32 protein-coding genes are annotated in these 26,352 nt (G+C 64.2%); 14 read left to right on the top strand and 18 right to left on the bottom strand.

The genetic code is table 11. The annotated features are described in order from the left end of the window. Positions 1 to 18: 18 nt before the first annotated feature. Positions 19 to 822, top strand: a complete 804-nt coding sequence (locus ACVIGB_RS10255; RefSeq protein ID WP_456725204.1) for an N-acyl homoserine lactonase family protein — start codon at positions 19 to 21, stop codon at positions 820 to 822. Here the strand turns inward: ACVIGB_RS10255 and ACVIGB_RS10250 are convergent. Then, a complete protein-coding gene (locus ACVIGB_RS10250; RefSeq protein ID WP_456722765.1) occupies positions 813 to 1,634 on the bottom strand; it encodes a helix-turn-helix domain-containing protein in 822 nt (273 codons plus the stop codon). The two genes, ACVIGB_RS10255 and ACVIGB_RS10250, sit on opposite strands and share 10 nt — an antisense overlap. A gap of 79 nt (positions 1,635 to 1,713) precedes the next feature. Here ACVIGB_RS10250 and ACVIGB_RS10245 point away from each other — a divergent pair, with 79 nt between their 5' ends. Continuing rightward, entirely contained in the window at positions 1,714 to 2,592 is an 879-nt protein-coding gene (locus ACVIGB_RS10245; protein WP_456722766.1) for a DMT family transporter, read from the top strand. Here the strand turns inward: ACVIGB_RS10245 and ACVIGB_RS10240 are convergent, their stop codons facing one another. Further along, positions 2,593 to 2,784, bottom strand: coding sequence for a hypothetical protein (locus ACVIGB_RS10240; RefSeq protein ID WP_456722767.1), 192 nt, complete (start codon positions 2,782 to 2,784; stop codon positions 2,593 to 2,595). A 176-nt stretch (positions 2,785 to 2,960) separates the two neighbouring features. Between ACVIGB_RS10240 and ACVIGB_RS10235 the strand changes: the two genes are divergently transcribed. Next, entirely contained in the window at positions 2,961 to 4,214 is a 1,254-nt protein-coding gene (locus tag ACVIGB_RS10235) for an adenylate/guanylate cyclase domain-containing protein (RefSeq protein ID WP_456722768.1), read from the top strand. A 109-nt stretch (positions 4,215 to 4,323) separates the two neighbouring features. Here ACVIGB_RS10235 and ACVIGB_RS10230 read toward each other — a convergent pair whose 3' ends face one another. The 4 genes from ACVIGB_RS10230 to ACVIGB_RS10215 all read right to left on the bottom strand — a co-directional run bounded on the left by ACVIGB_RS10230 (position 4,324) and on the right by ACVIGB_RS10215 (position 9,421). Then, on the bottom strand, positions 4,324 to 5,565 hold the full coding sequence (locus tag ACVIGB_RS10230; protein WP_456722769.1) for an MFS transporter: 1,242 nt from the start codon (positions 5,563 to 5,565) through the stop codon (positions 4,324 to 4,326). A 308-nt stretch (positions 5,566 to 5,873) separates the two neighbouring features. Continuing rightward, positions 5,874 to 7,628, bottom strand: a complete 1,755-nt coding sequence (locus ACVIGB_RS10225; RefSeq protein WP_456722770.1) for a flotillin family protein — start codon at positions 7,626 to 7,628, stop codon at positions 5,874 to 5,876. A 3-nt stretch (positions 7,629 to 7,631) separates the two neighbouring features. Continuing rightward, positions 7,632 to 8,294 carry an OB-fold-containig protein gene (locus ACVIGB_RS10220; protein WP_456722771.1) on the bottom strand — a complete coding sequence of 221 codons (663 nt, stop codon included), beginning with the start codon at positions 8,292 to 8,294 and terminating at the stop codon, positions 7,632 to 7,634. Further along, complete coding sequence (locus ACVIGB_RS10215; protein ID WP_456722772.1) at positions 8,291 to 9,421, bottom strand: PspA/IM30 family protein; 1,131 nt, start codon at positions 9,419 to 9,421, stop codon at positions 8,291 to 8,293. Before ACVIGB_RS10215 ends, ACVIGB_RS10220 begins: the two co-directional genes overlap by 4 nt. A 121-nt stretch (positions 9,422 to 9,542) precedes the next feature. On the opposite strand from ACVIGB_RS10215, the gene ACVIGB_RS10210 reads away from it, so the two are divergent. Beyond that, positions 9,543 to 10,916, top strand: coding sequence for an Nramp family divalent metal transporter (locus ACVIGB_RS10210; protein WP_092114747.1), 1,374 nt, complete (start codon positions 9,543 to 9,545; stop codon positions 10,914 to 10,916). A gap of 20 nt (positions 10,917 to 10,936) precedes the next feature. On the opposite strand, the gene ACVIGB_RS10205 is transcribed toward ACVIGB_RS10210, so the two are convergent. Then, on the bottom strand, positions 10,937 to 11,713 hold the full coding sequence (locus ACVIGB_RS10205; protein WP_092114746.1) for an arginyltransferase: 777 nt from the start codon (positions 11,711 to 11,713) through the stop codon (positions 10,937 to 10,939). Between the two features lie 86 nt (positions 11,714 to 11,799). Next, the gene (locus ACVIGB_RS10200) at positions 11,800 to 12,342 is read right to left on the bottom strand and encodes an RDD family protein (protein ID WP_456722773.1); all 543 of its coding nucleotides are present in this window, start codon (positions 12,340 to 12,342) and stop codon (positions 11,800 to 11,802) included. A 133-nt stretch (positions 12,343 to 12,475) separates the two neighbouring features. Here ACVIGB_RS10200 and ACVIGB_RS10195 point away from each other — a divergent pair, with 133 nt between their 5' ends. Beyond that, a complete protein-coding gene (locus ACVIGB_RS10195) occupies positions 12,476 to 13,138 on the top strand; it encodes a DUF6151 family protein (protein ID WP_456749136.1) in 663 nt (220 codons plus the stop codon). Positions 13,139 to 13,143: 5 nt separating this feature from the next. Here ACVIGB_RS10195 and hemB read toward each other — a convergent pair whose 3' ends face one another. Further along, positions 13,144 to 14,208: a porphobilinogen synthase gene (gene hemB / locus ACVIGB_RS10190; protein ID WP_456722775.1), complete on the bottom strand. Its 1,065-nt coding sequence runs from the start codon at positions 14,206 to 14,208 to the stop codon at positions 13,144 to 13,146. A 207-nt stretch (positions 14,209 to 14,415) separates the two neighbouring features. Between hemB and ACVIGB_RS10185 the strand changes: the two genes are divergently transcribed. The 4 genes from ACVIGB_RS10185 (at position 14,416) to ACVIGB_RS10170 (ending at position 16,717) form a co-directional block, all read left to right on the top strand. Further along, positions 14,416 to 14,877, top strand: a complete 462-nt coding sequence (locus tag ACVIGB_RS10185) for a DUF6163 family protein (protein WP_016845013.1) — start codon at positions 14,416 to 14,418, stop codon at positions 14,875 to 14,877. A 661-nt stretch (positions 14,878 to 15,538) separates the two neighbouring features. Next, complete coding sequence (gene ldtR / locus ACVIGB_RS10180) at positions 15,539 to 16,057, top strand: transcriptional regulator LdtR (RefSeq protein WP_018271925.1); 519 nt, start codon at positions 15,539 to 15,541, stop codon at positions 16,055 to 16,057. Between the two features lie 187 nt (positions 16,058 to 16,244). Continuing rightward, positions 16,245 to 16,475 (top strand): hypothetical protein, encoded by a 231-nt coding sequence (locus ACVIGB_RS10175; RefSeq protein WP_092125669.1) that lies wholly within the window; start codon positions 16,245 to 16,247, stop codon positions 16,473 to 16,475. A 20-nt stretch (positions 16,476 to 16,495) separates the two neighbouring features. Beyond that, positions 16,496 to 16,717 carry a hypothetical protein gene (locus tag ACVIGB_RS10170; RefSeq protein WP_092114742.1) on the top strand — a complete coding sequence of 74 codons (222 nt, stop codon included), beginning with the start codon at positions 16,496 to 16,498 and terminating at the stop codon, positions 16,715 to 16,717. Positions 16,718 to 17,335: 618 nt separating this feature from the next. Here ACVIGB_RS10170 and ACVIGB_RS10165 read toward each other — a convergent pair. From ACVIGB_RS10165 to ACVIGB_RS10135, 7 genes are all read right to left on the bottom strand, one after another. Continuing rightward, positions 17,336 to 17,458 carry a hypothetical protein gene (locus ACVIGB_RS10165; protein WP_276327612.1) on the bottom strand — a complete coding sequence of 41 codons (123 nt, stop codon included), beginning with the start codon at positions 17,456 to 17,458 and terminating at the stop codon, positions 17,336 to 17,338. 224 nt (positions 17,459 to 17,682) lie between these two features. Continuing rightward, a complete protein-coding gene (locus tag ACVIGB_RS10160) occupies positions 17,683 to 18,015 on the bottom strand; it encodes a hypothetical protein (protein ID WP_456725205.1) in 333 nt (110 codons plus the stop codon). Positions 18,016 to 18,260: 245 nt separating this feature from the next. Beyond that, a complete protein-coding gene (locus tag ACVIGB_RS10155) occupies positions 18,261 to 18,527 on the bottom strand; it encodes a hypothetical protein (protein ID WP_456722776.1) in 267 nt (88 codons plus the stop codon). A 637-nt stretch (positions 18,528 to 19,164) separates the two neighbouring features. Further along, on the bottom strand, positions 19,165 to 19,350 hold the full coding sequence (locus tag ACVIGB_RS10150) for a hypothetical protein (RefSeq protein WP_092114740.1): 186 nt from the start codon (positions 19,348 to 19,350) through the stop codon (positions 19,165 to 19,167). Next, a complete protein-coding gene (locus ACVIGB_RS10145; protein WP_456722777.1) occupies positions 19,347 to 19,658 on the bottom strand; it encodes a hypothetical protein in 312 nt (103 codons plus the stop codon). Before ACVIGB_RS10145 ends, ACVIGB_RS10150 begins: the two co-directional genes overlap by 4 nt. An 11-nt stretch (positions 19,659 to 19,669) precedes the next feature. Further along, entirely contained in the window at positions 19,670 to 20,005 is a 336-nt protein-coding gene (locus ACVIGB_RS10140) for a hypothetical protein (RefSeq protein WP_456722778.1), read from the bottom strand. 80 nt (positions 20,006 to 20,085) lie between these two features. Beyond that, positions 20,086 to 20,541, bottom strand: a complete 456-nt coding sequence (locus tag ACVIGB_RS10135) for an Hsp20 family protein (protein ID WP_456722779.1) — start codon at positions 20,539 to 20,541, stop codon at positions 20,086 to 20,088. Between the two features lie 818 nt (positions 20,542 to 21,359). Here ACVIGB_RS10135 and ACVIGB_RS10130 point away from each other — a divergent pair. Further along, positions 21,360 to 21,593 carry a DUF6894 family protein gene (locus ACVIGB_RS10130; protein WP_456722780.1) on the top strand — a complete coding sequence of 78 codons (234 nt, stop codon included), beginning with the start codon at positions 21,360 to 21,362 and terminating at the stop codon, positions 21,591 to 21,593. A 93-nt stretch (positions 21,594 to 21,686) separates the two neighbouring features. On the opposite strand, the gene ACVIGB_RS10125 is transcribed toward ACVIGB_RS10130, so the two are convergent. Next, positions 21,687 to 22,076 (bottom strand): PRC-barrel domain-containing protein, encoded by a 390-nt coding sequence (locus ACVIGB_RS10125; protein ID WP_456722781.1) that lies wholly within the window; start codon positions 22,074 to 22,076, stop codon positions 21,687 to 21,689. 107 nt (positions 22,077 to 22,183) lie between these two features. Next, entirely contained in the window at positions 22,184 to 22,417 is a 234-nt protein-coding gene (locus ACVIGB_RS10120; protein WP_092114737.1) for a hypothetical protein, read from the bottom strand. Positions 22,418 to 22,743: 326 nt separating this feature from the next. Between ACVIGB_RS10120 and ACVIGB_RS10115 the strand changes: the two genes are divergently transcribed. From ACVIGB_RS10115 to ACVIGB_RS10100, 4 genes are all read left to right on the top strand, one after another. Further along, positions 22,744 to 23,712 carry a Bug family tripartite tricarboxylate transporter substrate binding protein gene (locus ACVIGB_RS10115; protein WP_456722782.1) on the top strand — a complete coding sequence of 323 codons (969 nt, stop codon included), beginning with the start codon at positions 22,744 to 22,746 and terminating at the stop codon, positions 23,710 to 23,712. Then, on the top strand, positions 23,709 to 24,209 hold the full coding sequence (locus ACVIGB_RS10110) for a tripartite tricarboxylate transporter TctB family protein (RefSeq protein ID WP_456722783.1): 501 nt from the start codon (positions 23,709 to 23,711) through the stop codon (positions 24,207 to 24,209). The genes ACVIGB_RS10115 and ACVIGB_RS10110 overlap by 4 nt, the downstream gene beginning before the upstream one ends. Continuing rightward, on the top strand, positions 24,209 to 25,708 hold the full coding sequence (locus ACVIGB_RS10105) for a tripartite tricarboxylate transporter permease (RefSeq protein ID WP_456722784.1): 1,500 nt from the start codon (positions 24,209 to 24,211) through the stop codon (positions 25,706 to 25,708). Before ACVIGB_RS10110 ends, ACVIGB_RS10105 begins: the two co-directional genes overlap by 1 nt. Positions 25,709 to 25,855: 147 nt before the next feature. Then, positions 25,856 to 26,137 (top strand): hypothetical protein, encoded by a 282-nt coding sequence (locus tag ACVIGB_RS10100; RefSeq protein WP_456722785.1) that lies wholly within the window; start codon positions 25,856 to 25,858, stop codon positions 26,135 to 26,137. Positions 26,138 to 26,352: the final 215 nt, after the last annotated feature.

Genomic DNA, 26,352 nt, shown 5'->3' with positions numbered 1-26,352 from the left:
AATGCAATCGGTCTTGCGATGTTGCTCTGGGTCGTGGGCGTGGCGCCGCAGGCAGACGCCCAGCCGGCGAAATCAGGTGTCGAGCGGCTCTACATCCTCAATTGCGGCGAAGGCGTTGCCGGCGACATTTCGCGCTGGTCGCCCGGCGTTAATGAAGGCAAGTCGATGGACTTCGTCGACAACTGCTACCTGATCAAGCACGCGCAGGGCTGGTTCCTGTGGGACACCGGCATTCCCGACGCGGTGGCGGCGATGCCGAACGGTCTTGCGCCTGCCGATCCCAAGGCCGTGACCTGGCGGCGGCCGAAGACGCTGGCCGCGCAGCTCGACGAGCTCGGGGTGAAGCCGTCGGACATCAAGGGGATCGCCGTCTCGCATACCCATCCCGATCACATCGGCAATGTCGAGCTGTTCCCGGCCGCGACGCTGTATGTGCAGAAGGCCGAGTATGAATGGCCCGGCGCCAACAACGCGCCACGCTTCAAGCCCGAGCATCCCGTGACGAAACTCGAGGGCGACCGCGACGTGTTCGGCGACGGCAGCGTCACCATCCTGTCGACGCCGGGCCACACGCCCGGCCACCAGTCGCTGCTGGTTAAGTTGCCGAACACCGGCGCGGTCGTGCTGACCGGCGATGCGGTTCACTTCAGGGACAATTGGGACAATCGGCGCGTGCCGAGCCTGAATGCCAGCAAGGAGCAGACGCTGGCCTCGATGCAGAAGATCGCCGACACGCTGACGAAGGAGAAGGCGCAGCTCTGGATCAACCACGACAAGGCCCAACGGGACGGGCTGAAGCTGTCGCCGGACTTCTATGACTGAGCGGCTTCGCGACCGCGCGCTTTCGCCCAGCTTCGAAAAATCTGCGCGGTCTCTTCGTCCATCGGAAAGAAGCTCTCGATGCGCAGCTCCTGCAAGGTGACGTCCTGCGGCGTTCCGAGCGTCGCGATGGTGGTGAACAGCTGCAGGCGGATGTCGCCCTTGCGGAACAGCATCGGCAGCACCGGTCCGGACGCGGTCCCGGCAGGCGGCGCGGTCAACGCAGCGTCGACGCCGTCATAGGCCAAGAGGCGCTTGAGCAGGTCGGCCGTCGCTGTGGTGCCGTCGGCGGCGGCATCGGCCTCGACGCTGCGGACGAAGTAGCCCGCGACCTCGGTCCAGTTGGCGAGATAGGGCCGCAGCACGCCGGGCGCGACCAGTGCATCGGCGAGATTGACCGCTGTGCCGGGCGCCAGCGGCCCGACCAGGAATTCCACCAGCTGCCCGGCGCCTGCATTGGCGAGCAGCAGATTCCAGTGCCGGTCGACCACGACCGCGGGGAAGGGCTCCTGCTGCGCCAGGATGAAATCGAGCGCGTAACGGATCTGCGCGAGCTCAGGCGCGGCAAGATCGGTTTGCCGCCACACCGGCGCGAAGCCGGCCGCGACCAGCAGTGCGTTCTGCTGGCGCAGCGGCACGTCGAGCGCCGCGGCGAGCCGGATCACCATGTCGCGGCTCGGCGCAGCGCGGCCAAGCTCGAGGAAGCTCAGATGGCGCTGCGAGATATCCGCGCGTCCGGCGAGCTCGAGCTGCGAGTGGCCCTTGCGCTGCCGCCACCAGCGCAGGCTGGCTGCAAAGTCGCGCTGCTGCGACATGAATACCCACCAGGTAGTTGCCGGAATGATCTCGCCGGGCAAGATGCCACAAACAAGTATGAAACGCGTGGGGGCCGGAATGGGCGAGTGGATCGGCGTTGCGATTGCACTGATCTCGAGCTGCCTCGGCGGCACGGCGGCGGCGATCACGCGTTATCTGGCAGGCAATGCCGACCCGATCACGCTTGCGATCCTGCGCTGGGCGATTGGCTTCCTCTGCGTGCTTCCCGCCGCGGTCCTGCTCAGGGCGAAGTGGCCGCCGCGCGAGGATTTGCCGGCGGTCGCGGCGCTCGGGATCGCCTTCTTCGGCGTGTTCTTCGTGCTCTACAACATCGCGATGTCCTACACGACGGCAGCGCGCGCCAGCCTTGCGCTGGCGACGTTGCCGCTCTCCACCATGGTGGTCGGTGCCTTGCTTGGCATCGAGCCGCTGACGATGCGCAAATCGATCGGAGTTTCAATTGCGGTGTTCGGCGTGGCCGCCGCGCTGGCATCCGGGCTGTCGGCGGCGCCAGCGGGTGCATGGCGCGGCGAACTGATCATGGCCGCCGCGGTGCTCTGCATGGCGTTCTACAACGTGCTGTCGCGACCGTTCATCCGCCGCTCCAGCGCGCTCGGCTTCCTCACTGTGGGCATGGGCGCGGGCGCGGCGGCGCTCGTGGCGGTGGGGGCGTTCACCGGCAGCCTGGCGACGCTGCGCGATTTCGGCCCATCGCAGTGGATCGCGGGGATCTATCTCGGGATAGCCGGCGGCGCGCTGGCGTTCATCCTGTGGGTGCTGGCGCTCGAGCGGGCCTCACCGACCCGCGTCGCCAACACCATGACGGTCAATCCGATCGCCGCCGCGCTGCTGGCCAAGCAGCTGGTCGGCGAGCCGATCATGGCCAATCTGTTGGTCGGTCTGATCGCCGTCTTCGCCGGAATCTGGATCGCGACGCCGGAGACCAAATCGGCCTGATCAGTTGTGCGGGGCGGACGGCGCGGCCACCGGCGGGGCGGGCGCGTGCTTCGGCTTCATCGTGCCGGCGTAGAACGAAAGGGCGTAGACCAGGATGATGCCGGCCAGATACACCCCATAGGATTGCGGCGGGGTGATCGCCCATCGCATGAGGCGTCGGATCGGGTTCGGCTGGCCGGCGTCGTTGTCCATGCGCTCTTGTGCGTGAAGGCCGGGACAAAGGGAAGCAGAATCGCTGCCGTTCGGGGGCGTCGTTCCGCCCGAAAATGGTGAGGCGGGTCGGCCTTGCAATATTGGACTGGCGTCCGCATCTGTCACGCGACGACCAGCCCTTCCTCCCGCACCAATTGCCCGGCATAATCCAACGTATGGAACTGACGCCTCGTTTGCGCCTCATGAATTGGCTGGTCCGCCAGGGCCTGACCGGTCTGCCGGAAAACGACCTGCTGCGCGGCTTCTGCGAGCGCTGCCGGGCCGCCGGCATGCCGTTGTCGCGGGCGATCGTCTTCATCGACACCCTGCATCCGATCTTCGAGGGCCGCGGCTTCCGCTGGAACGACGGTGAGAGCAACGAGGCCGACATCTTCGAATACGGCTCGACCAGCAGCGGCGAGGCCAGCCAGAACTGGCGGCGGTCGGCGTTCCATCACATGCTCGAAAACGGCGACGACGAGATGGTGATCGATCTCACCGGTTCGCACGATTTTTCGATGATCGGCGACCTCGCCGAGAAGGGCCACAAGCATTTCGCAGCCTTCGTGCACCGCTTCGGCGAGGCCGGCACGATCGGCGAGATGGACTGCTTCTATTCCTACTACACGACGCGCCGTTCGGACGGCTTCGACGAGAACCACATGTCGGCGCTGCGCGACCTCGTGCCGGTGCTCGGGCTCGCGATCAAATCGGCCGCCCAGGTCGAGATCGCCCGCACGCTCGGACGGGTCTATCTCGGCCGCGAGACGGCGGAGCAGGTGCTGCGCGGGCGCATGCAGCGCGGCATCACCGAGAAGATCAAGGCCGTGCTGTGGTACTCCGACGTGCGCGGCTCGACCGCGATCAGCGAGCGCATCGGTCCCGACGAGATCATCCCGTTCCTCAACGACTACGCGCAGGCTTCGATCGACGCGATCCACGATGCCGGCGGCGAGGTGCTAAAGCTGATCGGAGACGGCGTGCTGGCGATGTTCACCAGCGAGAACATGGCAAGCGCCAAGCGCGCGGCGCTGCGCGCCGAGCACAGATTCCGCCATAACATCCGCGTGCTGAACGATCGTCGCGAGAACGAGGGCCGGCCGACGACCACGGCCTATGTCGGCCTCCATGTCGGTGAGGTCTTCTACGGCAACATCGGCAGCGAGGACCGGCTGGATTTCACGGTGGTCGGGCCCGCCGTCAACGAGGTCAGCCGAATTGCTTCAATGTGCGCATCGGTCGACCGCGAACTGCTGACTTCGACCGATTTCCGCACCGGGCTCGACGCCGCCGGCCGCAACTATCTGGTCTCCACCGGCCGCTTCGTCTTGCGCGGCATCAGCCATGCGCAGGATCTCTATACGCTGGATCCGGCTGTTACCGCCGACGAGGTCGTCGGCGGCAAATATGAGCGCTATCTGGCGAGCTGATCTCTCTCCCCGTCATTGCGAGGAGTATAGCGAAGCGAAGCAATCCATGTCCCCACAAGCGGGGGAATGGATTGCTTCGCTTCGCTCGCAATGACGTTGAGGGGCGAGATTAGCAGCGCACCGGTTCGCCGACCATGTCGGGCTGACGCCTGAGCGACACCGCCGGCGACATCAGGATCACCAGCGCCTGGGCCGCGAAGATCGCGGCCGCGAGGTAGAGGCAGGCTTCGGCGCCGTAGAGGCCACCGACGATGGCGCCGAGTGCGGAGCCGAGCGGACGGGCGCCGTAGCTCATGATGTTGATCGCGGAGACGCGGCCGAGCAGCGAGGGCGGCGTCACCGATTGCCGCAGCGTGGTGGTCGAGATCACCCACAGGATCGGGCCGACGCCGAGCAGGAAGAAGCCAAGGCCCGCGAGCAGCGGCGTCGCAATCCAGGTCGTCAGCGCCATCACGAGTGAGGCGACGAGGCCGGTGACCGGGCCGAGCCCGATCACGGTGCCGAACGCCAGCCGCTTCATCACGCGGGTTGCGAACAGCGCGCCGACCACCATGCCGACGCCATACATCGCGAGCGTCGTACCGACACCGGTGGCGTTGAGCCCGAGATGGCGCACCGCATAGGGCACGAACACGGCGAGCAGCAGGAACGACGCGGTGTTGAAGATGAACTGGGTGATGAACACCGGCCGCAGCAAGGCGTGATGCATCACGAAGGCCGCGCCTTCCTTGATGTCCTGCATCGGATGACGTCGCGGGGCGGGCTGGCGTGCCGGCTCGTAGATCCCGGCGAGCAGGACGACCGCGATCGCCGACAGCGCCGCGGCAAAGCCGAATGCGGGCGCAGCGCCGACCCAGCCGACCAGCACGCCGCCGAGCGCGGGTCCGCTGGCGAAAGCGACGGTGCGCGCAAGTTCGATACGGGCATTCGCCGCCGGCAATTGCTGCGAGGTCACCAGGGACGGGACCAGCGCAGGAGCTGCGACGCTGTAGGCAACCGTGCCGCAGACCGCGATGAAGCCGAGCAAGGCGAGCAGCGGCAAGGTCATCGCGCCGAACCACAGCAACAGCAGGATCGCGGCAAGGGCCGCGGCGCGCAGCGCCTCGGAGCCCGCCATCACCCAGCGCCGCGACACGCGGTCGGCCAGCAGGCCGGCGGGAATTGCAAACAGGATGAACGGCAGCGTCAGTGCGGTCTGCAACAGGCCGGTCTGGCCTTCGCCGACGCCGAGCACCAGCACGGCGACGATGGGGGCGGCCGCAAGCGCAATCTGCTCGGCCGATTGCGCGGCGAGGTTGGACCAGGCCAGGCGATTGAAGGTGGCGGGCAGGCGCGGCGTATCGGCGGACATGGCAGAATCCTTGAGGATATTCGATCTGGCCATAGTGTGTGGTTGGAAGACGCCCGATCCCACCCGTTTCCCGACAACGCCAAAAACAAGGCCCGCCGTGAGAGGCGGGCTTTTCATTGGACAACGAAATTCGCTCTGCAACCGCATCGGACGTGCGTTCCCTCTCCCGCTTGCGGGGGAGGGTTAGGGTGGGGGTCTATCCGCGAGTCGCATCGTGGAGAGAGAGCCCCCACCCGGATTGCATCTTCGATGCGATCCGACCTCCCCCGCAAGCGGGAGAGGTGAAGCGCATCTGCCGTCAGACCGCTTCACAGCGGTTTGGCAGCCGGAGTAAGTTGGCCGGTGATGGTCCCGACGAGAGCGGTTGGCGCGCTTTCGACGCTCACTGCCGGTGTTTCGGCGACCTCCGTCTTGCGCTGCGCCAGCGCGCTGGTCAGGCTGGTGAGCGCGTCGGGTCCGGCCGGGAAGCCTGCCTCTGCGAGGATCTTGTCGATCATCGGCTTGAATGCCGAGACCGACAGCAATTGCGCGGCGAGGCCGTCGCCGAGCCCGAGACCGCCATTGCCGTTGGCATGGCCATTGGCGCCGCCGCGGCCGAGCATGCCGCCGGTGTCGAAGATCCGGATGTCGGAGATCTTCTCGATCGGCTTCACCGCCTCGGCGAGCGCGCTCGGGATCACGTTGATCCGCGCGAGGTTGAGATCGTAGTCGATCATGTCGGCGCTCAGCTTGTTGCGCGCCTCCGCCTTCAACGTCGCGACTTCCGCTTCAGCCTGACCAAGCGCCTTGACGCCGGCGGCGCGGGTGGTGGCGGCGTTGGCATCGGCTTTCGCCAGCACGTTGGTGGCCTCGGCCTTGTTGGCCGCAGCCTGCTTTTCGGCTTCCGCCATCACGGTGATCGGCATTGCATTGGTCTCGGCAACCTTGCGCGCGGCGATCACGTTGATGATCTTGTCGCGCTCGGCGACCTCGGTGGCGCGCGCGGTGGTGACCTTTTCCTCGGCTGCGATCGCGAGTGCGCGCGCGGTCTCGGCGATGGTCTGGGCTTCCGACTGCTCCTTGCTCTTGGTGGCCACCGCGATCGCGGCCTCCTGCGCCACGATCTGCAGCTCGCGGTCGGTTTCGGTGGTGCGGCGCTTAACGGCGAGATCGGCCTCGATCTTGCGGGTGTCGCGGGCCTGGTTGGCCTCGGTCTGCTTGTTGGCGACCGCAAGCTCCTGCTGGATGCGGTATTCGGCTTCGTTCTGCAACGCGGTCTGTTCGACCTGCGCGGTCTGCGCGCGCATCGCGGCGGTCTTGTTGGCGATGTCGCGCTGCTGGGCGAGCTCGGCCTCGCGCTTGGTGCTTTCGATCGTCAGCGTGGTCTGCCGCGCCACCAGGTCCTGCTGCGCGATATTGACCTCGGTGGTCCGGACGATCTGGTTGCGCTCCTGCTCACGCTCCTTGGTGATCTTGGTCAGCGTGGTGAGGCCGTGCGCGTCGAAGAAATTGCTCGGGTTGAAATGCTTGATGTCGCTCTGGTCGAGCCGTGTCAGCGACACCGACTCGAGCTCGAGACCGTTGTTCTGGATGTCGGCGCCGACCGCGTCCTGCACCGCCTTGACGAAGGTCGCGCGCTGCTCCTGCAACTCCTCGAGGTTCATGGTCGCGGCGACCGAGCGCAGGCCGTCGACGAACTTGGCCTCGACCAGCTCGCGGAGCTCGGCCGCGTCATTGGTGCGGTTGCCGAGCGTCTGCGCGGCGAGCGCGATCGACGAAGAGTCGGGTTTGACGCGCAGATAGAACTCGGCGCCGATATCGACGCGCATGCGGTCCTTGGTGATCAGCGAGTCCGGGCCGCCGCGCGCGACCTCGAGCCGCAGCGTCTTCAGGTTCACCGCGGCAGTGGAGTGGAAGATCGGCAGCACGAGCGAGCCGCCGTCGAGCACCACCTTCTGGCCGCCGAGGCCGGTGCGCACATAGGCCTCATCGCGTGTCGAGCGCTTGTAGAGCTTTGCGAAAAGCAGGCCAATGACGAGGATAGCGAGGACGCCAATGGCGACGGGTACAGCAAGTTCCCACATATGTTATGCCCTGTTGGAAGATTGTTGTTGTTCAATGAGGTCGGCGGGAGCGGCAATCGCGATGAAGCCCTTGGCGTCGCGGTCGACCAGCAGCACGCTGGTGCCGACCGGCAACGCCTCGGAATCAGGGCTGGCACGCGCCGACACAGTGTGCCAGTTGCCGAAGACATCCTTGAGACGGACCCTGCCGGGCAGGCCCTGATCGAGCGGGCCGACCGACACGGTTGCGACCTTGCCGACAAAGTCGCTGTCGTTGACCGCATAGCTCTCGTCGCGCGGAATGATGCGGGCGAGGCCGCGGCTCGCATTTCTGATGACGGGGATGCTGCCGGCGGCAGCCACCACCGCGGCAATCGAGACAGGAATGGCGGTGCCTGCGGCATGCGCCAGTCCCTGAAGCAGGAAGCCTCCGATCGAGAATATGCCAAGTATCAGGATGATCAGGATCAGGAGGGGAAGCCGCCCGGCGTTGATCCAGAGAAACAGGCCACTGAGAGCATTATGGCTCTCGGCCTCGAACGCGAAATCCTTGCCGACGAGTTCGCTGATCGAAAGTCCGACCATGGTGGTCAGCAGCTCGATACCGCCAAGTGCCACCATGATCGCAGCCGCGACCGCGAAGGGCCGCACGTCCGGGGCGAGCAGAATGTCGCCAACTGCACTCATTTTTCTGACTTGATCCTTTCAAGCCGCGCCGCGATTTCCTTTTCGCGGTGCAGGCGATCGAGTTCGTCAAGCTCCTTGTCGCCGAGCACGCTGGAGGCGGGAACACCGGTGACCCGGGCAATCGCCGCCATGGCGCGTTCGGCACTCAATGTATTGGTCGTCGATGGGGCCCGGCTGGTTTCGTCCTTGGCCTCGCGGATCAGACTTTGTTCGAGATCGGCTAATCGCGCCTCTGCCTCGCGGCGCGCGCCGAGCATGGCTTGCAGCGCCTTGGTCTGCTCGTCGATCTCGAGCTCGATGAAATCCATCGCGCGTTCCAGCGCGATCACCTGCGACTCCAGGTCGATTTGCCGTGCGACGCCGGCGCGCGCGAGATCCTCGCGACTTTCCGCAAGTGCGAGACGGATCTTCTCGTTCAGAGCAGTTGTCTCGGTATCCAGTTCTTCGCGGCGCCTCTTCAAGCGGAATTCCTCGGCGCGCGACTTGCCGAGCGCATAGCGCGCTTCGTCGGCGCCGGCGTCGATCTCGCGGATCGCCTGTTTGACCAGCGCCACCTTATTGTTGCTCTCGACGTTGTCGATGGTCTGGCTTGCGATGGCGGCAAGAAGCCGGCCCATGCGCGCAAGGATGCCTTCGTGAAGCATGGTCTTCTCCTCCGGTTGTGCTGATTTCGATTTGACGGCGATGTGGATTTCGTAGCCGCGTCCATCCGAGATCAAATGCGCCGGGAAGGGGCTTTCCCAGCCCGAGACATATCCCGGCACGTCGAACGGCACCAAGACGCGTCCGCTGACAGTGCTAATGGTCAGTGAAGTTGGGCCCTTGATCGCAAACAACTTGTCGTCGAGCGGTATCCGGCGGACGGCGGCGCCTGCGATGTAGTTGGCGCGGTCGCGCAGGCCGAGCGTCACCAGCCGCGCGGGTAGGCCGGTCTCCTTGCGGATCTTCTCGTAGGCCTGGGCGTGCAGCGAGACCAGGTTGGCCCCGACCGGGGCGACCTCGGCGAGGATTGTCATCATCCGATCATAGGCCGCAAAGGTCGCCTCGATCGCCTCGATGCCCGACGGGTCGGGGGCGAGGGCGTAGCGCAGCGTTGCGGTTGGCGTCTCGACGGGCAGCTTGATCATGCGTCTAACGTAAAGCACTTCCTCAGTACTTTACAAGACAGGCAGTCAGTATCATTTTCGTGAGCCTAGATGCAGTTGCAAATGAGTTGCAATAACGGGAGGGATCGGTCATGCTTCTCGCATGGACGCTCGCACCCCTGAAATGTCTCCCGTTTCTGTTGCCGATACCGTGCCAGGTGGCTGGCGGGGCGACGCCGGGCATGCGCGCAGCCTGCCCGAGGTAAACGCGACCGTCGCGGTGCCGACCACGGGCGTGTGGTGGCGGCGGCTGCTGGCCTTCGCGGGGCCGGGCTATCTGGTCTCGGTCGGCTATATGGACCCTGGCAACTGGGCCACCGATCTCGCGGGTGGATCGAAGTTTGGCTACACGCTGCTGTCGGTCATCCTGCTCTCCAACCTGATGGCGATCCTGCTGCAGGCGCTTTCCGCCCGGCTCGGCATCGCCACCGACCGCGACCTGGCGCAGGCCTGCCGCGCGACCTATTCGCGGCCGGTGAATCTGCTGCTGTGGCTCGCCTGCGAGGCCGCGATCATCGCCTGCGACCTTGCCGAGGTGATCGGCACTGCGATCGCACTCAAGCTGCTGTTCGGCATTCCCTTGATCGGCGGTGCGCTGCTCGCGGCGCTCGATGCGTTCCTGCTGCTGCTCCTGATGAATCGCGGCTTCCGCTTCCTCGAAGCCTTTGTGATTGCGCTCGTGATCGTCATCGCGGTCTGCTTCGTGGTCCAGATCGCCGCCGCCGCGCCGCCGATTGCCGGTGTGATCGGCGGCTTCATGCCGTCGCGCGAGATCGTCACCAATCCGGAGATGCTCTACATCGCGATCGGCATCATCGGCGCCACCGTGATGCCGCATAACCTCTATCTGCATTCCTCGATCGTGCAGACCCGGGCCTATCCGCGCACCGAGGAGGGCCGGCGCGACGCGATCAAATGGGCGACCACGGACTCCACCATCGCGCTGATGCTGGCGCTGTTCGTCAACGCCGCGATCCTGGTGCTGGCGGCCGCGACCTTCCACAAGAGCGGCCACTCAGATGTCGCCGAGATCGACCAGGCCTTCGAGCTTTTGTCGCCGCTGCTCGGCCTCGGCATCGCCTCGACACTGTTTGCCGTGGCGCTGCTGGCGTCTGGCCTGAACTCGACGGTGACGGCGACGCTCGCCGGGCAGATCGTGATGCAGGGCTTTCTCGACCTCAAGCTGCCTGACTGGCTGCAGCGGCTGGTGACCCGCGGCATCGCGATCGTCCCGGTCATCGTGGTGGCGGCGCTCTATGGCGAGAGCGGCACCGCGCAGCTGCTCGTGTTCAGCCAGGTCGTGCTGTCGATGCAGCTGCCGTTCGCGGTGATCCCGCTGGTGCGCTTCGTGTCCGACAAGCGCAAGATGGGCGCGTTCGCGATTTCGCGGCCGGTCGCGGTGGCAGCATGGATCGTCGCCGGCCTGATCGTGATCCTGAACGTGAAGCTGCTGATCGATACGATCTTCGGCACCTAGAGCGCCTGACTGAAGAGGCGCTAGTCCTGCGGCTCGGCCAGCGCCTCACCTGACGCGTCGACGCGTAGCCAGCCCGACGGCGCGAGCCGCTGCTGCGGCAGGAAGCGGCCCTTGTAGTCCATCTTCTTGGAGCCCTCGATCCAGTAGCCGAGATAGACGTAGGGCAGGCCCTGCCGGCGGGCGCGGGCGATGTGGTCGAGGATCATGAAGGTGCCGAGCGAGCGGGCCTCAAGCCCTGGCTCGAAGAAGGAATAGACCATCGACAGCCCGTCGCTGAGCACATCGGTCAGCGCCACCGCCATCAGCTCGTCGCCGCGGCCGGTGATGGCGCTGTCGGCATTGCGCTTGCGGTACTCGATGATCCGGGTCTCGACATGGCTGTCCTCGACCATCATGGCGTAGTCCAGCACCGTCATGTCGGCCATGCCGCCGTTGCGGTGGCGGCGGTCGAGATAGGCGCGGAAGACCGAATATTGCTCCGAGGTCGGCACCGCCGTGCGCTGCTCGCCGATGATGTCGGCGTTACGGGCCAGTACCTTGCGGAAATTGCGGGAGGGGCGGAATTCGTTGGCGACCACCCGGACCGAGACGCAGGCCCGGCAGGCGTCGCAGGCCGGGCGATAGGCGATCGACTGGCTACGGCGGAAGCCGCCATGGGTCAGCAAGTCGTTGAGATCGCCCGCTTTGTCGCCAACCAGATGCGTGAAAACCTTCCGCTCATGCCGGCCCGGCAGATAGGGGCAGGGTGAGGGCGCCGTCAGATAGAACTGGGGGGTATCACGCGAGTGCTGGGTCACGTCTGATCGTCGGGCTCCACATACAATACAGGCAGCCGAGTTAGCATCGCCCCCCGGAGGCTAACGGTCAATTGGTTTAGGCGGGCCTAATAGGAGGCCCGCGCGGCCGGGGTGACCTGGGTCCGGACCGAGCTGTTGATCATGACGGTTCCGAGGATGATGTCGTGCAGCAGCCGGCGGCGGCCGTTGAGGAGTCCGACCAAGAGCACCAGCGGCGACAGGAACGAGATCGTCACCCAGAACAGCACCGCGTGGGTGGCGCCGAGCACGAAATAGCCGCGCGCGCCGTACCAGGTGCGCAGTTCCAGATCCATCATGCGCATGCCAAGCGTGGCCGAGTGCTGCCCGCCCATCGAGGCGCCGTAATAGACAATGGCCCAGACGATCGAAGCGGGCGACACCAGCCAGAACAGCGCCCAGCCGAGGCCGAGCGTGACGATGCCGAAGATCGCGATGAAGATCACCGCCAGGATCACCGGCACCGACAGCACGAAGAGGTCGATCAGGAACGCGAACACCCGCCGCGTCAGCACGCCGCGGAACAGTTCCGGCTGCATCAACGGATCGAACGCATGCGGGGGAACGCCGCCGTCGTTGCGCCACGCGCTACCGTCACTGCCGTAAGACATGACCAACCTCCGATGAAACTCCCGCGCAGGACATGGGAGCACGAGGCTCGCCTGCCAAGTCCGCGCGAACATTAACTAGCCGAAATATTCCGGCGATTCGGCGGCCGAAAGCGCCCGCCTCGGTGTAGGCTGGATGTTACGTGACGGCGGGGGACGTATGGGCACACAAATCGGGTTGCGCTGCCGCTGTGGAGAGGTTCGAGGCGTGGTCACGAACGCCGCGCCGACGGCCGCCAATCGCGTCGTCTGCTATTGCGACGACTGCCAAGCGTTCATGCATCGGGTCGGCCGTGCCGATCTGCTGGATGTCCACGGCGGTACCGACATCGTCCAGGTCGCCCCGGCGTCGCTCAGTTTCGTGCAGGGGCATGACAAGATCGCCGGGCTGCGGCTGACGCCCAAAGGACTGTACCGATGGCACACCACCTGCTGCAATTCGCCGGTGGGCAACTCGCTGACACCTGCCGTCCCGTTCGTCGGAATCGTGGCGCAGGCCTTCGACGGCGGCGCGCCGCGCGTGGACGAGGTGTTCGGCAAGCCGACCGGCGCAATCCTCGGCAAATATGCGATCGGCGAAGCTCCGAAAGGATCGACCGGCTTCAACCTGCCGCTGATCCTGCGCGCGATCGGCAAGGTCTTGGGCTGGCGCCTGCGCGGCAAGGCCTGGCCGCATCCGTTCTTCCAGCGCGAGACGAATGAGCCGATCTACCCGCTGAGGGTGCTGTCGCAGGACGAGCGCGAGGCGCTGCGCCCGCTCTGCGGTCCACGTCCAACCGCGTCGGCCGGACCCGTATAGCGCCCTTACGATTCCGCCTTGATCTTCTCGGCGGCCTTCGGCGCGAAATAGGTCAGGATGCCGTCGGCGCCGGCGCGCTTGAAGCCGACCAAGCTCTCCATCATCGCGCGCTCGCCGTCGATCCAGCCATTGGCGGCGGCGCCAGCGATCATCGCGTATTCGCCCGACACCTGGTACACGAAGGTCGGCATCGCGAAATGGTCCTTCACGCGGCGGACGATGTCGAGATAGGGCATGCCCGGCTTCACCATCACCATGTCGGCGCCCTCGGCGATGTCGAGCTCCACTTCGCGCAGCGCCTCGTCGGAATTGGCGCTGTCCATCTGATAGGTGCGCTTGTCGCCGGTCAGCGTCTTGGCCGAGCCGATTGCGTCGCGGAACGGGCCGTAGAAGGCGGAAGCATATTTCGCCGCATAGGACATGATCTGGACGTCGCCGAAGCCGTTGTCGTCGAGCGCCTCGCGGATCGCGCCGATCCGGCCATCCATCATGTCCGACGGCGCGATCACGTCGCAGCCGGCCTCGGCCTGGGTCAGCGCCTGCTTCACCAAAACCGCAACCGTCTCGTCGTTGAGGATCTTGCCGCCCTCGATCAGCCCGTCATGGCCATGGCTGGTGAAGGGATCGAGCGCGACGTCGCAGAGCACGCCGATATCGGGAAACTCCTTCTTGATGGCGCGCACCGCCTGGCAGACCAGATTGTCGGGGTTGAGGGCCTCCGAACCTTGCTCGTCGCGCAGCGCCGGCTCGGTGAAGGGGAACAGCGCGATGCAGGGGATGTTGAGTTTTGCGGCGCGCTCGGCGTCGCGGACGATCTGGTCGACGGTGAGCCGCTCGACGCCGGGCATCGAGGCCACCGGCGTGCGGGTGTTGTGGCCATCGACCACGAACATCGGCCAGATCAGGTCGTCCGTGGTCAGCACGTTCTCGCGCACCAGGCGGCGGGCCCATTCGGACTTCCGGTTGCGGCGCATCCGGATCGTGAGGTCGAGCGTGGGGGAGGCGAGGGCATCAGTCTGGCGCCACGGCGTATCGCGCAGTTCGATCGGGCGCCCGAATTTGATCGCCATATTGTCTTCTCCTCGACGGACGGCTGGTCTCGACCTGATATAGGTCTGGTTCTAGCACCTGTCAGGGGCGCCGTCATTGCGCCGCTATTGCACCCCTGTTGCACTCTTGGCGCCCTTGATTTGCCGCAACGGCGATTGATTTTGGGCCCCCGGCGGGCCAAGACTGCGCCATGAACCCCATTTTGCAGCCGCCATGCGGCGATTCGGATGTCTGACACCTCTGCACGCGATCAGGCGCGGGACAACGCCATCTCGGTGAGCGCGATCTCATCCGACCGGATCGAGCCGGACGACAATGCCTGGACGCGGCGCCTCGTCATCTTCCTGCGCATCATGGCGGTCGTCTCGGTCGCCAAGGGTCTCTATCACTGGGCCCAGGTGACGGGCTTCGTCGGTGGCGAGGAGGAGGCCTTCGAGAACCAGTCGATGGCCTGGCAGACCGCCACGATCTATTTCGCCGTCATCGAGCTCGTCGCAGCCGTCGGGCTCTGGCTCGCGACGCCGTGGGGCGCCGTGGTCTGGCTGACCACCGTGGTGTCGATGGCGGTCATCGAGCTGATGTTTCCGGGCATCTATGGCGGCAGTCTCACCGTGGTCGGGCTCGAGGCCCTGATGCTCGCGGCCTACCTTGCACTGGCCTGGATGTCGGCGCGCGAACGCCCGCCATAGGCAAGCGTGCCCTGATGGCTTGAGCAGTGTTGCCTGACTGCGACAGCACGACGAAGAGCTGACGGTGAGGGCCAATATTTCGCAGTCGTGCGCGGAGCGAGAAGACAGCGTCGCTGGTTCTGCTAGGTGGATGCCTCAGATCGCATCCCATTTAAGGCGTCCCATCGCGGCAGCGCCTTTGCGGGACCTGCCGTCGGGACCCATTTCACCGGATCTCGGCGCGTGTGCCGGCCGGCTTTGCGCGGGCCGACGGCGGAACCGATCTGGCCGCGGCGATGAACGGGGGCCGCTTGCGCGCAGCCCACGCGTCCCGCCCCGATGCACCCATAAAATTTTCGAAGAATTTTCCGGTAACCGATCGGTCACCGTAAAGGGTTCCCTCATACCCGTTACGCCACCGTTTCGAATTCGGACGCTGCTGTTTCCGAATGTGACAGGTGAGGCACACGAAGCGTGAACAGGGGCCCGCCACCGTCAATGAACAGTTGCGAAAAGTCCTTGATCCATGGGCTTAATCCACGATTCACTGTCTTAAATTCATGATCTCTTTATTCTCTTATTTAAGCGGATATTCAAACGGCCCCCTTACGTTGGACCTATCAGGCGGGACACAAGTTTCGTCGAAATAAAGTCGATAAAAACGACAAACAGGGGAAGTGTCATGATGAAAGCCGTTGCGACAACGGCGGCGGATGCCGCTGATCGCGCTACCGGTCAAGCTCCGGTGCAGCCGCTCTATCTCGAAGCCCTGACTTTGGTGGAGCGGCTGCATCGCCGGCTCCTCGACGTCATCAAGGACGAATTCGACCGTCGTGGCCGCGCCGACATCAACTCGGTGCAGGCGCTGCTCCTCTACAATATCGGCGACAAGGAACTGACCGCCGGCGAGCTGCGCACCCGCGGCTACTATCTCGGCTCCAACGTCTCCTACAATCTGAAGAAGCTCGTCGAGCTCGGTTTCCTCGATCACCAGCGCTCACGCGTGGATCGCCGCTCGGTCCGCATCCGTCTGACCCCGCAGGGCCAGGAAGTCCGCAAGATCGTCGATGCGCTCTATCAGAAGCACGTCAAGACGGTCGAGCAGGTCGGCGGCATCTCGAACGAGGAGTTCGCGAGCCTCAACAAGTCGCTGCACCGCCTCGAGCGCTTCTGGACCGACCAGATCCTGTATCGCCTCTGAGCCCTCCTCGTTTCGCCTGATGGCCAAGCCGGCCACTTGAGAAGACCGGCAGCCTCCCTCCAGTCAACGCATCGGTCATGCCCGGCCGATGCGTTTTTCATGCTGCACCTGCGAAAATAAATGGGTCCCGGCGAGGAACCAAGCCGTTCCCTGCGCTTTATCTTGTCTCCCAATGGAGAGGCAGGACATGCTGGTCGAACGCGGGATTGAGGTGCTGAACGTCGAGGTCGTCGGTGACGCCTACGCGATCGCCTCGAATTATCTGCGCAAATCCGGCGTCATTCCCGACACATTCGCCACCAATGAGCGCCTGCTCGGCATCGTCGTGAAGCTGTTCCAGCGCGGTGAGCTGAACCGACTCCGCCTCGCCAACAAGGCGATCGCGAAGTTCGAGGCCGAGACGCTGGTGGTCGCCTGAGCGTCAACCCGGAGACATCAATGGAAGCCGCGATCGATCGGATCATGCAGACGTATGATCTGCTGCTCAACCGCACGTCCGCTGCAAGCGACGAAGCACGGGCGAAGGTGACAGAGTACGTGCAGACGCTGTTCGAGGCGGGCGAGCGCGATACGCATCGGTTGACCGTGTGCGGGCTGACCTATCTGCGCCAGCTCGACGGCAGCACAGACCATGTGAAGGCTGGGTTTACCGGGCTGTAGGGCGTACTTTTCTGTCGTCCCTGCCTAGTGCGCAGTTGCGCACGGGAGCAGGGACCCATAACCACTGGATTGTGTTGTTGAGGCAGGCTGGGCCCCAGCGTCGCGCAACGATCGAGATTTGGGGGAGTGAGTCCTGGCTTTCGCCAGGACGACACTGGGTGCATTGCGCGACCTACATCCAAATCGTCGTCCCTGCGAAGGCAGGGACCCATAACCACAGGGTTGTGTTGTTGAAGAGGGCTGTTGGTGAGACGGGCAAACCATACACTGAGTTGTATTTCGGATAAATAGAATTATTTCTGCCGGAGGCGGTTGACAGGTTTTTGCTGAGTTGCCCGTCGGGTTGTTTTGCCGCACGTCGCGGGGAGGGGCCGCGCGAGTCAAGCACGCGGCCTGGTTTCTGCGGCTCTCTGTGTGTCCCGGAAGCGCCCCCGGCCTGGTTCCGTCGCCGGAACACCGTACTGATCCGGATTTCATCGCAAGCCAGGATGGCCGTAATACAATTCTGCCGGCACTACTTTTATTTACAGAGCATTTTTTAACTTTTGAGTTTTTACAGATCCATTCCAACCGGCAGAAAAGGACCGCCCGTGTGACGGTCCTTTTCGATTCGATTGCTCACCGCAGCAGGAGCCACGCCACGCTGGCGAGCAGGGCCATCAGCGACACAACCGCAGCGCCGACAAAGGCAAGCTCCACGCCGTCGAAATGGTGATGGTTGCGGTGATGGTTCGCCTGCATCGTCGCCCTCCTAGATGGGCGTCCGTTGACCTGGGGACATCAGCCATTCCGACAGGTGCGCGGCGGCTTCATTATGCTGCGCTCGCTGGAGCAGCGCGTCACGGTCTCGACCCGCGGGAAGTTGCCCGGCACGGTCGCGAAGTTCTTTCGCTCCCTGCGTGAGCCGGATTTCGAGCGTATCGGCTTGCATCACGCGGCGGCGGATTTGTCCCATGCATTTCCCTTTATCGGTTCCTGCCCGGAACAAGAGCCCAATTGTCGGGACACCGTAAGGTTCCAAGCTCAAAGCTCCTTCGGCAGCCAATTCCATTGCTCCAGGGAAGAGCGTTGCCGCGCGTCAGCGCCGGCGCGGCAATCCGGCTCACCTGATCCCGGTTCGAGACCGGGCGGTTGTCCTGAAGCCAGGGGCACTCCGGCGCGTATCGGTGGAGATGCGCACCGGCGATGTGGCGGTGAGCTCCGGGCCCGGCACGTCGCAGGCGGGGCAGGTATTCTTCAGCCATGTCAGTGCACGCGCCATCGAGGCTGTATGCCGCCTGATGGTTGATTCCCTTGATCTGGAAACGCTCATGTCAGTTATCCCATGATGCCGCTTCGTCGGCATGCACGACCGTCCCTTCGCGATGCGAGCGCGAATGAATGAAGCGACCTGGCTTTCCGAATTGAAAATTGCCGGGACGGAAGTTTCTCCGCGCTCCCGAACTATGACGACAACTCTGAGCTTGCCGTTCCGGTTCCTGGCAAAGCGACGGTCGATGCGATCCGCCGTCATATTGGCGGGCTTCACGCCGCCGCTACGAAGTCAGAACTGAAATGGAGCGACCGAAACGGACAATTTTCCGTCGGCTGATTTTTGCGCGGTGAATTCCACCTCTTTCGACGCCTTGACGTCGCCGACGGATACCGAAATCCCGCCGCTGCACTGCAGGGTTCGCTTGTCCCTGCTCGTCGAAGTCGTGACGATTCTTTCACCGAGCAGGTATTGGGGCTGCGAGTTTTCCGGATCAGGCTTCGCCGTTGACTCCCTGGCGGCGTAGTTGACCAGCGGATTGCGATGGTCATCCGGCAATGGCCTGGAGCACGGCCTTTCGGGTGTCGATCGAATCGCACTCGAGCTGATCGCCGCAACCGCTCAGAACAACCAGAACCGGAAAACTCAGAAACAAAAGCAACCGTGACGGCATGCCAATTTGCTTGTGTGTGGACGCTTTCCGACAACCGGCCCGGAAGAGCATTGTTCCTGCGCCGTTCGATAGGAACGCCGATCCTGCGCCTCCGTTGATCATCGATTGGTTGCCGGGGGATGGACCATGCGCATATCCCTCCTTTTGATCGTCCTGGCATTCGGCGTCGCAGGGCCGGTTAATGTGACCCCCGCCAGTGCGAGGGATTATCCCTGGTGCGTCCAGGGAGAGGAGTCGGCTATCCCGGCGATTGCTCGGGCGTTTTCCTTCGCCGCGTTACGCGGAGCCCATGGAATGAAAAAGCTTCTCGATCGCGATCAGTGAACCGAAGACTGCGCCGGTCACAGCGAGGAAGACGACGAAATAGTAAATGCGATACATAACGCGACCTCTCCCAGATATTTGCAGGCCTGGGATAACGGATGCGTCCTTCGATGGTTCGGCGGCCCGCGGGCGGCTTCGCGCAGGGCCAAGCGGCGGAGATATCGCGATCGATATTGATCCTCCGCCGCCATGATCGCCTCAGGCCGCGCGTGCCGACTGATGGTCGGACGTATCGAGCAGCCTGCTCAGTATCCTGCGTTCTTCCTCGATCCTCCGTCGGAAGAGCTCGCGCTCCTCTTCCGACATCGCCGTATCGAGCAGGAATTGATAGTGACCGATGATCTTTTCACTGCCTCTTATGAGTATTTGTTGCAGCCCCTTCATGGCCGGATCTCCTCGCAAGCAGCGCGATCGAACGAGGCAGCCGGAAGTGGCGGAATGTCGGCCGCGACGCCTTGCATCGCCGCCACTTCTTCGGAGAGCCGCCTTTCGATGAACTCGCGTTCGAGATCGGAGAGTTGGGTCTGCAGCAATCGCCGATACCGCTGAACATTGTTGCGATGAGCGCGCAACTGTTCAAGCCGGCGGTCGAACAGTTCCGAGTTCAGCTGCCGTTCCCGGTCAAATCTTGACCGCCAGCGTCGCTCGAGCCGGTCGATGACCTGCTTCGGTAGTCTGATGTCCACCGTCATCTCGCTGCCTCCTATGCGGCCAGGCAACGGTCGACGGAGCGCAGCCGGGCAGGCCGGCCGCCTGGCGGATGGGGCGGACCGCTGTCGAGAGCACGAAGCGCTTCCAGGATATCGCTGACAGGAACGGGCGATTTGAGCCCCTTGGGCGCGCGCAAGATGGGATTGGACGCCACAGCGCTGGCGTCCGAGGCCCAGGATGCCAGGATAGCTCGCTTCTCGGTCAGGCTCAGGCGAGAATCCCGCACCACATCGTGCGGGGTCTCATATTCGTGGGCGCCTTCCTGGTGGGCGCGAATTGGAAGGTTGAAGCCAATAACGTTATGAGCAGGCGCGGTCGTCGGCCGCATGGATGCCTCCGTTCGAAAGACGAGTTGCTGAGGAGACGAAGCCGCGCTGGTTCGTCGGGCGCGCGGCTTCGCCGGTTCGATCAGGCGGCGACGCTTTCGAGCTGTCGGGGCGAGTTGCTCGATGCCGCATTGATTGCGATGCGTCGCGGCTTCATCGCCTCCGGCACTTCGCGCGCCAGCTCGATCCTGAGAAGTCCGTTGTCGAACGCAGCGCTCTTGACCTCGACATAATCGGCGAGGCTGAACTGGCGCTTGAATCTGCGCGTCGAGATGCCCTGATAGAGATACTCGCGCTCGGCCTTGTCGACCTTGACGCCTTCGACAGTCAGAACGTTCTGTTCTGCCGTCACCGAAATCTCGTCGGGCGCAAAGCCGGCGATCGCGAGCACGATCTGGTATCGGTCCTCGGCCAAGCGTTCGATGTTGTAGGGCGGGTAGTGATCTTCACCGGCCCGATGGGCCGCTTCGGCGAGATCAAAGAGCCGGTCGAATCCGATGGTCGACCGGAACAGGGGGGAGAAGTCGTATGTGCGCATAGCCAAATCCTCCATAGAGCAAGATGGATATGAACGGCACCGGACACGACCGGTGCCCGTCTCGCCTGGCCCCGCAGGGCGACCAGGCACCAGTTCCCGCGACGCGGGCTGGCGGGGAAAAAATAAAAATCGGCGATGCCGTGTCAAGAACCCGGCCAAAAAAAATTTGAGGTTGATTCCATCCGCTCTCTTGTGGCGGTTGTTGCCCCAAGACCAGGGCGGACATTCGGACACGGATTCACATAGGCTATTGCCGGAACCGCGCCGCTATTGATCGATCAGGCTGCCTGCCTCCAGTAACAACTCGGCCCGGATCAGGCGACCGGCCCCGGCACTGGCCTCCAGGCCCCCAAAGGTGCCTGGGCCGTATTGCTTTCGTGCGTTGCGTGATCCGTTCCAGACCGCTGCGCCCGGTATCCTCGAGAGCGAGAAGAAAGGACACCGCCGATTACTTGTTCTGGGGCTTCCAGATCGTGCCGGCCGATCGGCGCCTCGCAGCGCCGGGGCGTATTTTACAACCCAGACTCGAACTGCTCGCTCCTGACTGATGCGAAAGGTGGGAACAGAATCCCGCAGGACTTGGGAGGACCCATTTGTCGTTCGGCGACAGAGTTTCTTCCGCGTCACGCACGAAGGCACGCGTACGAAGGCGGCGTGAGTTGTCGGTTCGCGATCATCCGAAAGCGGCAACGCGCAGCTGACGCGCCGCTACGGTTTCGAACTGGATACGCTGATTGTTCCCTCGACTTCGTCGCAGTTCGTTTAGGAACGACACGTCCTTGCCTTGTGTTGCTTCACTGCCGCCGCGTATGGAGGCGATGGTGCGCTACTTCTTCGATATCAGAGATGGCAGCGAACTTTATCCCGATGAGGAAGGACTCGAGTTCCGCGACCAAAAAGCTGCCCAAGTAGAAGCGGTTCATACGCTGGCAGGTCTGGCGCGTAACGCCGCCGAATCCCAATCACCGCATGACGTGGCGATTGAAGTTCGCTCTGACGATGGACCCTTGTTTCACGCGGCCCTTATCTTCACGGCCAAAGCAAAACACTAGCGCCGCGCCGAGGCTCCTCCGCACAGCAGCCCGTTTCGCTGATTGATTTCGAAGGGTCCCGTCTGCTCGCAGCGAGCAGACGGGACTTCGGTACTACTTGTTCTCAGGCTTCCAGGTTGTGCTGGCCCGATCGTACTTGAAGCCCGGTGCAGCCTTCAGGCTGTCCTTGGTCTCGTCGAGCGTGAGCCACCACTTGTCGTCCTTCTTTTGCGATTTGACGGCCGTGTACGGCACGATCACGTCCTTCTCGCCGGCGCCGAGAAAGCCGCCGACGCCGATGACGAGGCCGGTCACCTTGCCCGCCTTGTCGACAAGCACGTCGTCGATCGTCCCGATCTTGGATTCCTTCGGATCATAGACATTCTGCTTGTAGTAGTTGGTGATGGTCCAGCTGTCCGTCGGGGCGGCGGGCATCGTGGTCGCCGCCTGCGCGGCGGTAGCGAACGCCGCAGCCAAGATGCAGCCGATAGCAAACTTCTTCATAAGAGACTCCTCGCCTTCAGTGGATGACCGACCAGGCAGGCGCCACCGCCCAGGATGACGACTGCCGGCTCGGCCCAAAGTATGGTGACTGGCGTGCTCAGCGCCTGTCAGTCGGACGTGCAGACCTTGACGCTCTTCATGCCGGTCTCAGCCTCGGAGCGTGTCTTGTAGATGGTGCCCGAAGGGCTGACGACGGTGGTCGTCGTGTCGACCGGCTTCTGATCGACGATCGTGCACTTCTTCGTCTTCACGTCCTGCACGACGTAGAATTCGTCCGCTGCAAATGCCGGCGTGACAAAAGCGGCAAGCAACGCTGCCGCGACAATCGTTTTAACGTTCATGTTCTCTCCTCCAATGCCGTATCTATCGGCGGAGGTGGAACGGGAAGAGCTAGCAATGGTTCCTAGAACTGAACCCGCTGGCTCCCGGCTCGAATCAAGGCAAGCGAAAACCGACTGTCGAGGTGCGGCGATATGCAGCACGGCTTGGTCGCGCCGTCGGGCTTGCCGAAGGCTGTTGCGAATGGTCGCTAAGAACGCGCAGACGCGAGCTCGGTGAGCGATTCCATAACCCGATGCGACCGCGCGTTTCGATTGGCGATGCGACCACGCGACTGAACGCAGCCGGCGATCGGCGGGCCGCGTCTGAAAATCCAGGAGGAAGCCCCATGAACTCGTCCCACGTGCGCCTGTTCGGCGCGGTCGTCGCGCTGTTGCTTGGGGCGAGCGGTCCGGCGCCCGCGCAGCAGCTCGAGCTCAAGCTGATGGCGCCCGCAGCGCCTGGCGGCGGCTGGGACCAGACCGCGCGCTCGATGCAGCAGGCGCTGGTCGCCGCCGGCGTCGCGCGCAGCGTCCAGGTCACCAACGTGCCCGGCGCCGGCGGCAGCGTCGGCATCGCGCAGTTCGTCAATGGCGCCAAGGGCGACGGCAACCAGATGATGGTGAACGGCTTCGTCATGGTGGGCGCGCTCGCCATGAACAAGTCGCCGGTGACGCTGGATCAGGTGACGCCGATCGCGCGCCTGACCGAGGAGACCCAGGTCATCGTGGTGCCCGCCAGTTCGCCGATCAAGACGGCGCAGGATCTTGCCGCCGCGCTCAAGGCCGATATCGCCAAGGTGACCTTTGCCGGCGGCTCTGCCGGCGGCGTCGACCACGTGATGGCGGCGCTGTTCGCGGGCACGGTCGGCGCCGACGCGAAGAAGATCAATTACATTCCGTTCTCGGGCGGCGGCGAGTCGCTCGCCGCCATTCTCGGCGGCAAGGTCACGGCCGGCATTTCCGGCCTCAGCGAGTACGAAGGCCAGATCAAGGCCGGCAAGCTGCGCGCGCTTGGCGTGACCTCGGCGCAGCGTCTGCCCGGTGTCGACATCCCGACCTTCAAGGAGCAGGGGATCGAGCTGGTGCTGGCCAATTGGCGCTCGGTGGTCGCACCGCCCGGCATCACGCCGGAGCAGCGCAAGGTGCTGAGCGACGCCGTCGAGAAGATGGCGAAATCCGATGCCTGGAAGGACATTCTGAAGCAGAAGGGCTGGGATGACGCCTATCTCAGCGGCGATGCCTTCGCCGGTTTCCTGAAGAAGGAGATCGCGCGCGTGACTGAGGTGCTGAAGTCCGTCGGCCTCGTGAAGTCATGACGCCGGACACGGCTTCGGAAAATCTCCCGCGCGAGCCGGCGCGGCGCGTCGATCGCGCAGGCGTCGCTATCGCCGCCGCGCTTGCTGTGCTCGCCGCCGTGCTGGTGTTGGACGCCAGCAAGCTGCCGGCGACAACAATGTACGGGATGGGGCCGGAGGCGATGCCGATCGTGATCGCGATCGGCCTTGTCATCCTCGCGGCCGGCAATCTGATCGATGCGCTGCGCGGCAACCTGCCGCCGCGCGAGAGCATGGATCCGAAACCGGTGTGGCTGATCATCGCCGGCCTGGCGCTGCTGATCGCCATCATCGGCCTCAGTGGTGGCTTCATCCTTGCTACCTCGGCGCTGTTCGTCACCACGTCGGCCGCCTTCGGCCGGCGCGCCGTCGCGGCCGACACCGTCATCGCGCTCGTGATCACAACGCTCATCTACCTCGCGTTCGACAAACTGTTGACGCTGAACCTGCCCGCCGGCCCGCTGGAGCGACTGCTGTGATGGACACTTTCGCCGCGCTGGCGCACGGCATGGTGGTCGCCATGCAGCCGATGAATCTGCTCTACGCCCTGATCGGCGTGTTCCTCGGCACCGCGGTCGGCGTGTTGCCGGGAATCGGCCCGGCGCTGACGGTCGCGCTGCTGCTGCCGGTGACCTACAAGCTCGATCCCGGCGGCTCGCTGATCATGTTCGCCGGCATCTATTATGGCGGCATGTATGGCGGCTCGACCACCGCGATCCTGATCAACACGCCGGGCGAGAGCGCGTCGATGGCGACCGCGCTCGAGGGCAACAAGATGGCCAAGGCCGGCCGCGGCGGCCCGGCGTTGGCGACCTCGGCGATCGGCTCGTTCGTGGCCGGTACCATCGCCACCATCGGCCTCGCATTCCTCGCGCCATGGCTGGTCGACGTCGCGGTTCGGTTCGGGCCGGAGGATTACTTCGCGCTGATGTGCGTCGCCTTCGTCACGGTATCGGCGACCTTCGGTGACTCGCCGGTCCGTGGGCTCACCAGCCTGTTCATCGGCCTCACGCTCGGGCTGGTCGGCATCGACAAGCTCACCGGCCAGGCGCGGCTTGCCTTCGGCATCCCCGAGCTGCTCGACGGCGTCGAGGTGACGACGCTCGCGGTCGGCTTGTTCGCGGTGGGCGAGGCGCTCTATGTCGCCTCGCGCCGTCATCACGCCGAGGAGAAGCTCGAGCCGGTGCGCGGCTCGCTGTGGATGACGCGGGAGGACTGGCGGCGCTCGTGGAAGCCGTGGTTGCGCGGCACGCTGTTCGGCTTTCCGATCGGCGCGCTGCCGGCCGGTGGCGCCGAGATCCCGACCTTCCTGTCCTATTCAACCGAGCGGCGGCTGACCAAACATCCGGAGGAATTCGGCAAGGGCGCGATCGAGGGCGTCGCCGGACCCGAAGCTGCCAACAACGCGTCCGCCGCGGGCACGCTGGTGCCGCTGTTGACGCTTGGGCTGCCGACCTCGGCCACCGCGGCGATGATGCTTGCGGGCTTCCAGCAATACGGGCTCAATCCGGGGCCACTGTTGTTCGCGGAGCGGCCCGACCTGGTGTGGGGCCTGATCGCGAGCCTGTTCATCGCCAACGGCATGCTGCTGGTGCTCAATCTGCCGCTGGTCGGGCTGTGGGTGCGGCTGCTCGCGATCCCGCAGCCATGGCTCTATGCCGGCATCCTGGTGTTCGCGACCATGGGCACGATCGCGGCGAAGCCGTCGGTCGTCGAGCTGTCGATGCTGGCGGCGTTCGGCGTGATGGGCTTTTTGATGCGGCGGTTCGATTTCCCCATCGCGCCCGTCGTGATCGGGCTGATCCTCGGGCCGATCGCGGAAAGCCAGTTGCGCCGCGCGCTGGCGATCAGCCTCGGCGATCCCATGGTACTGCTGCAAAGCCCGATGTCGGCTGTGCTGCTCGGCATCGCGCTGATCGCGCTGCTTGCACCGTTCGTGCTGAGGGGACTCGGGCGGTTCAAGGCCAATGAAGATTAGGACGTGAAGCCATCGGCCGCGTCGAGACAGACGGTAACGCTGCCAACATTTGCGTGATCCGGAAATATCCAAACTCCGATCTCGGTCTTCCTTTCAGCAACGCACACATGCCTCGCCCGCGCGAGGCGCAATCAAGGCTGCTGAACGATGAAGACCATCTACCTTTTGGCGGCGCTCATGCTGGCGCCATCTCTTGCGACCCAGGCCTTCGCTCATGCACGAACCGGCAAAGGCAGCGATCGAGCGCATGTCGGCACGGGACCGACAATTGGCAACGGACTGCAAGGATACGGGATCGTCGGTCGTCAGATCGCGGCTCCGCCGTGGAGTTCGGCCTGCATGAACGACACAGGCCCACGACAATGCGACGAGCCCATGTGGGTCTATGGCAGCCCCGACTATGTCGCGCAGTTCAGGAGTGCATTCTGATATTGGCCCGCGCGCGGCCCGTGCGACGGGCTCGGATGCCCTTGGGTTGCCACGGGAAACCTTCGCCACCTAAAAGGCCCGCTCCTGGGCTCGCAATTCGGAGCGGGCCAGTCTGGGCGCGGCAAGTGTAGCCCCTGTTCGAACCTAGCGCGACATGCTGACACCACCCTGACGGCGTCAAAAAAATGGAGAGGCGGCTGAATGCCGCCCCTCTG

Source organism: Bradyrhizobium sp. USDA 4341 (genome assembly GCF_054063755.1).
The sequence above is the reverse complement of the archived record's forward strand: the minus strand, read 5'-3'. Positions and strand labels throughout refer to the sequence as shown.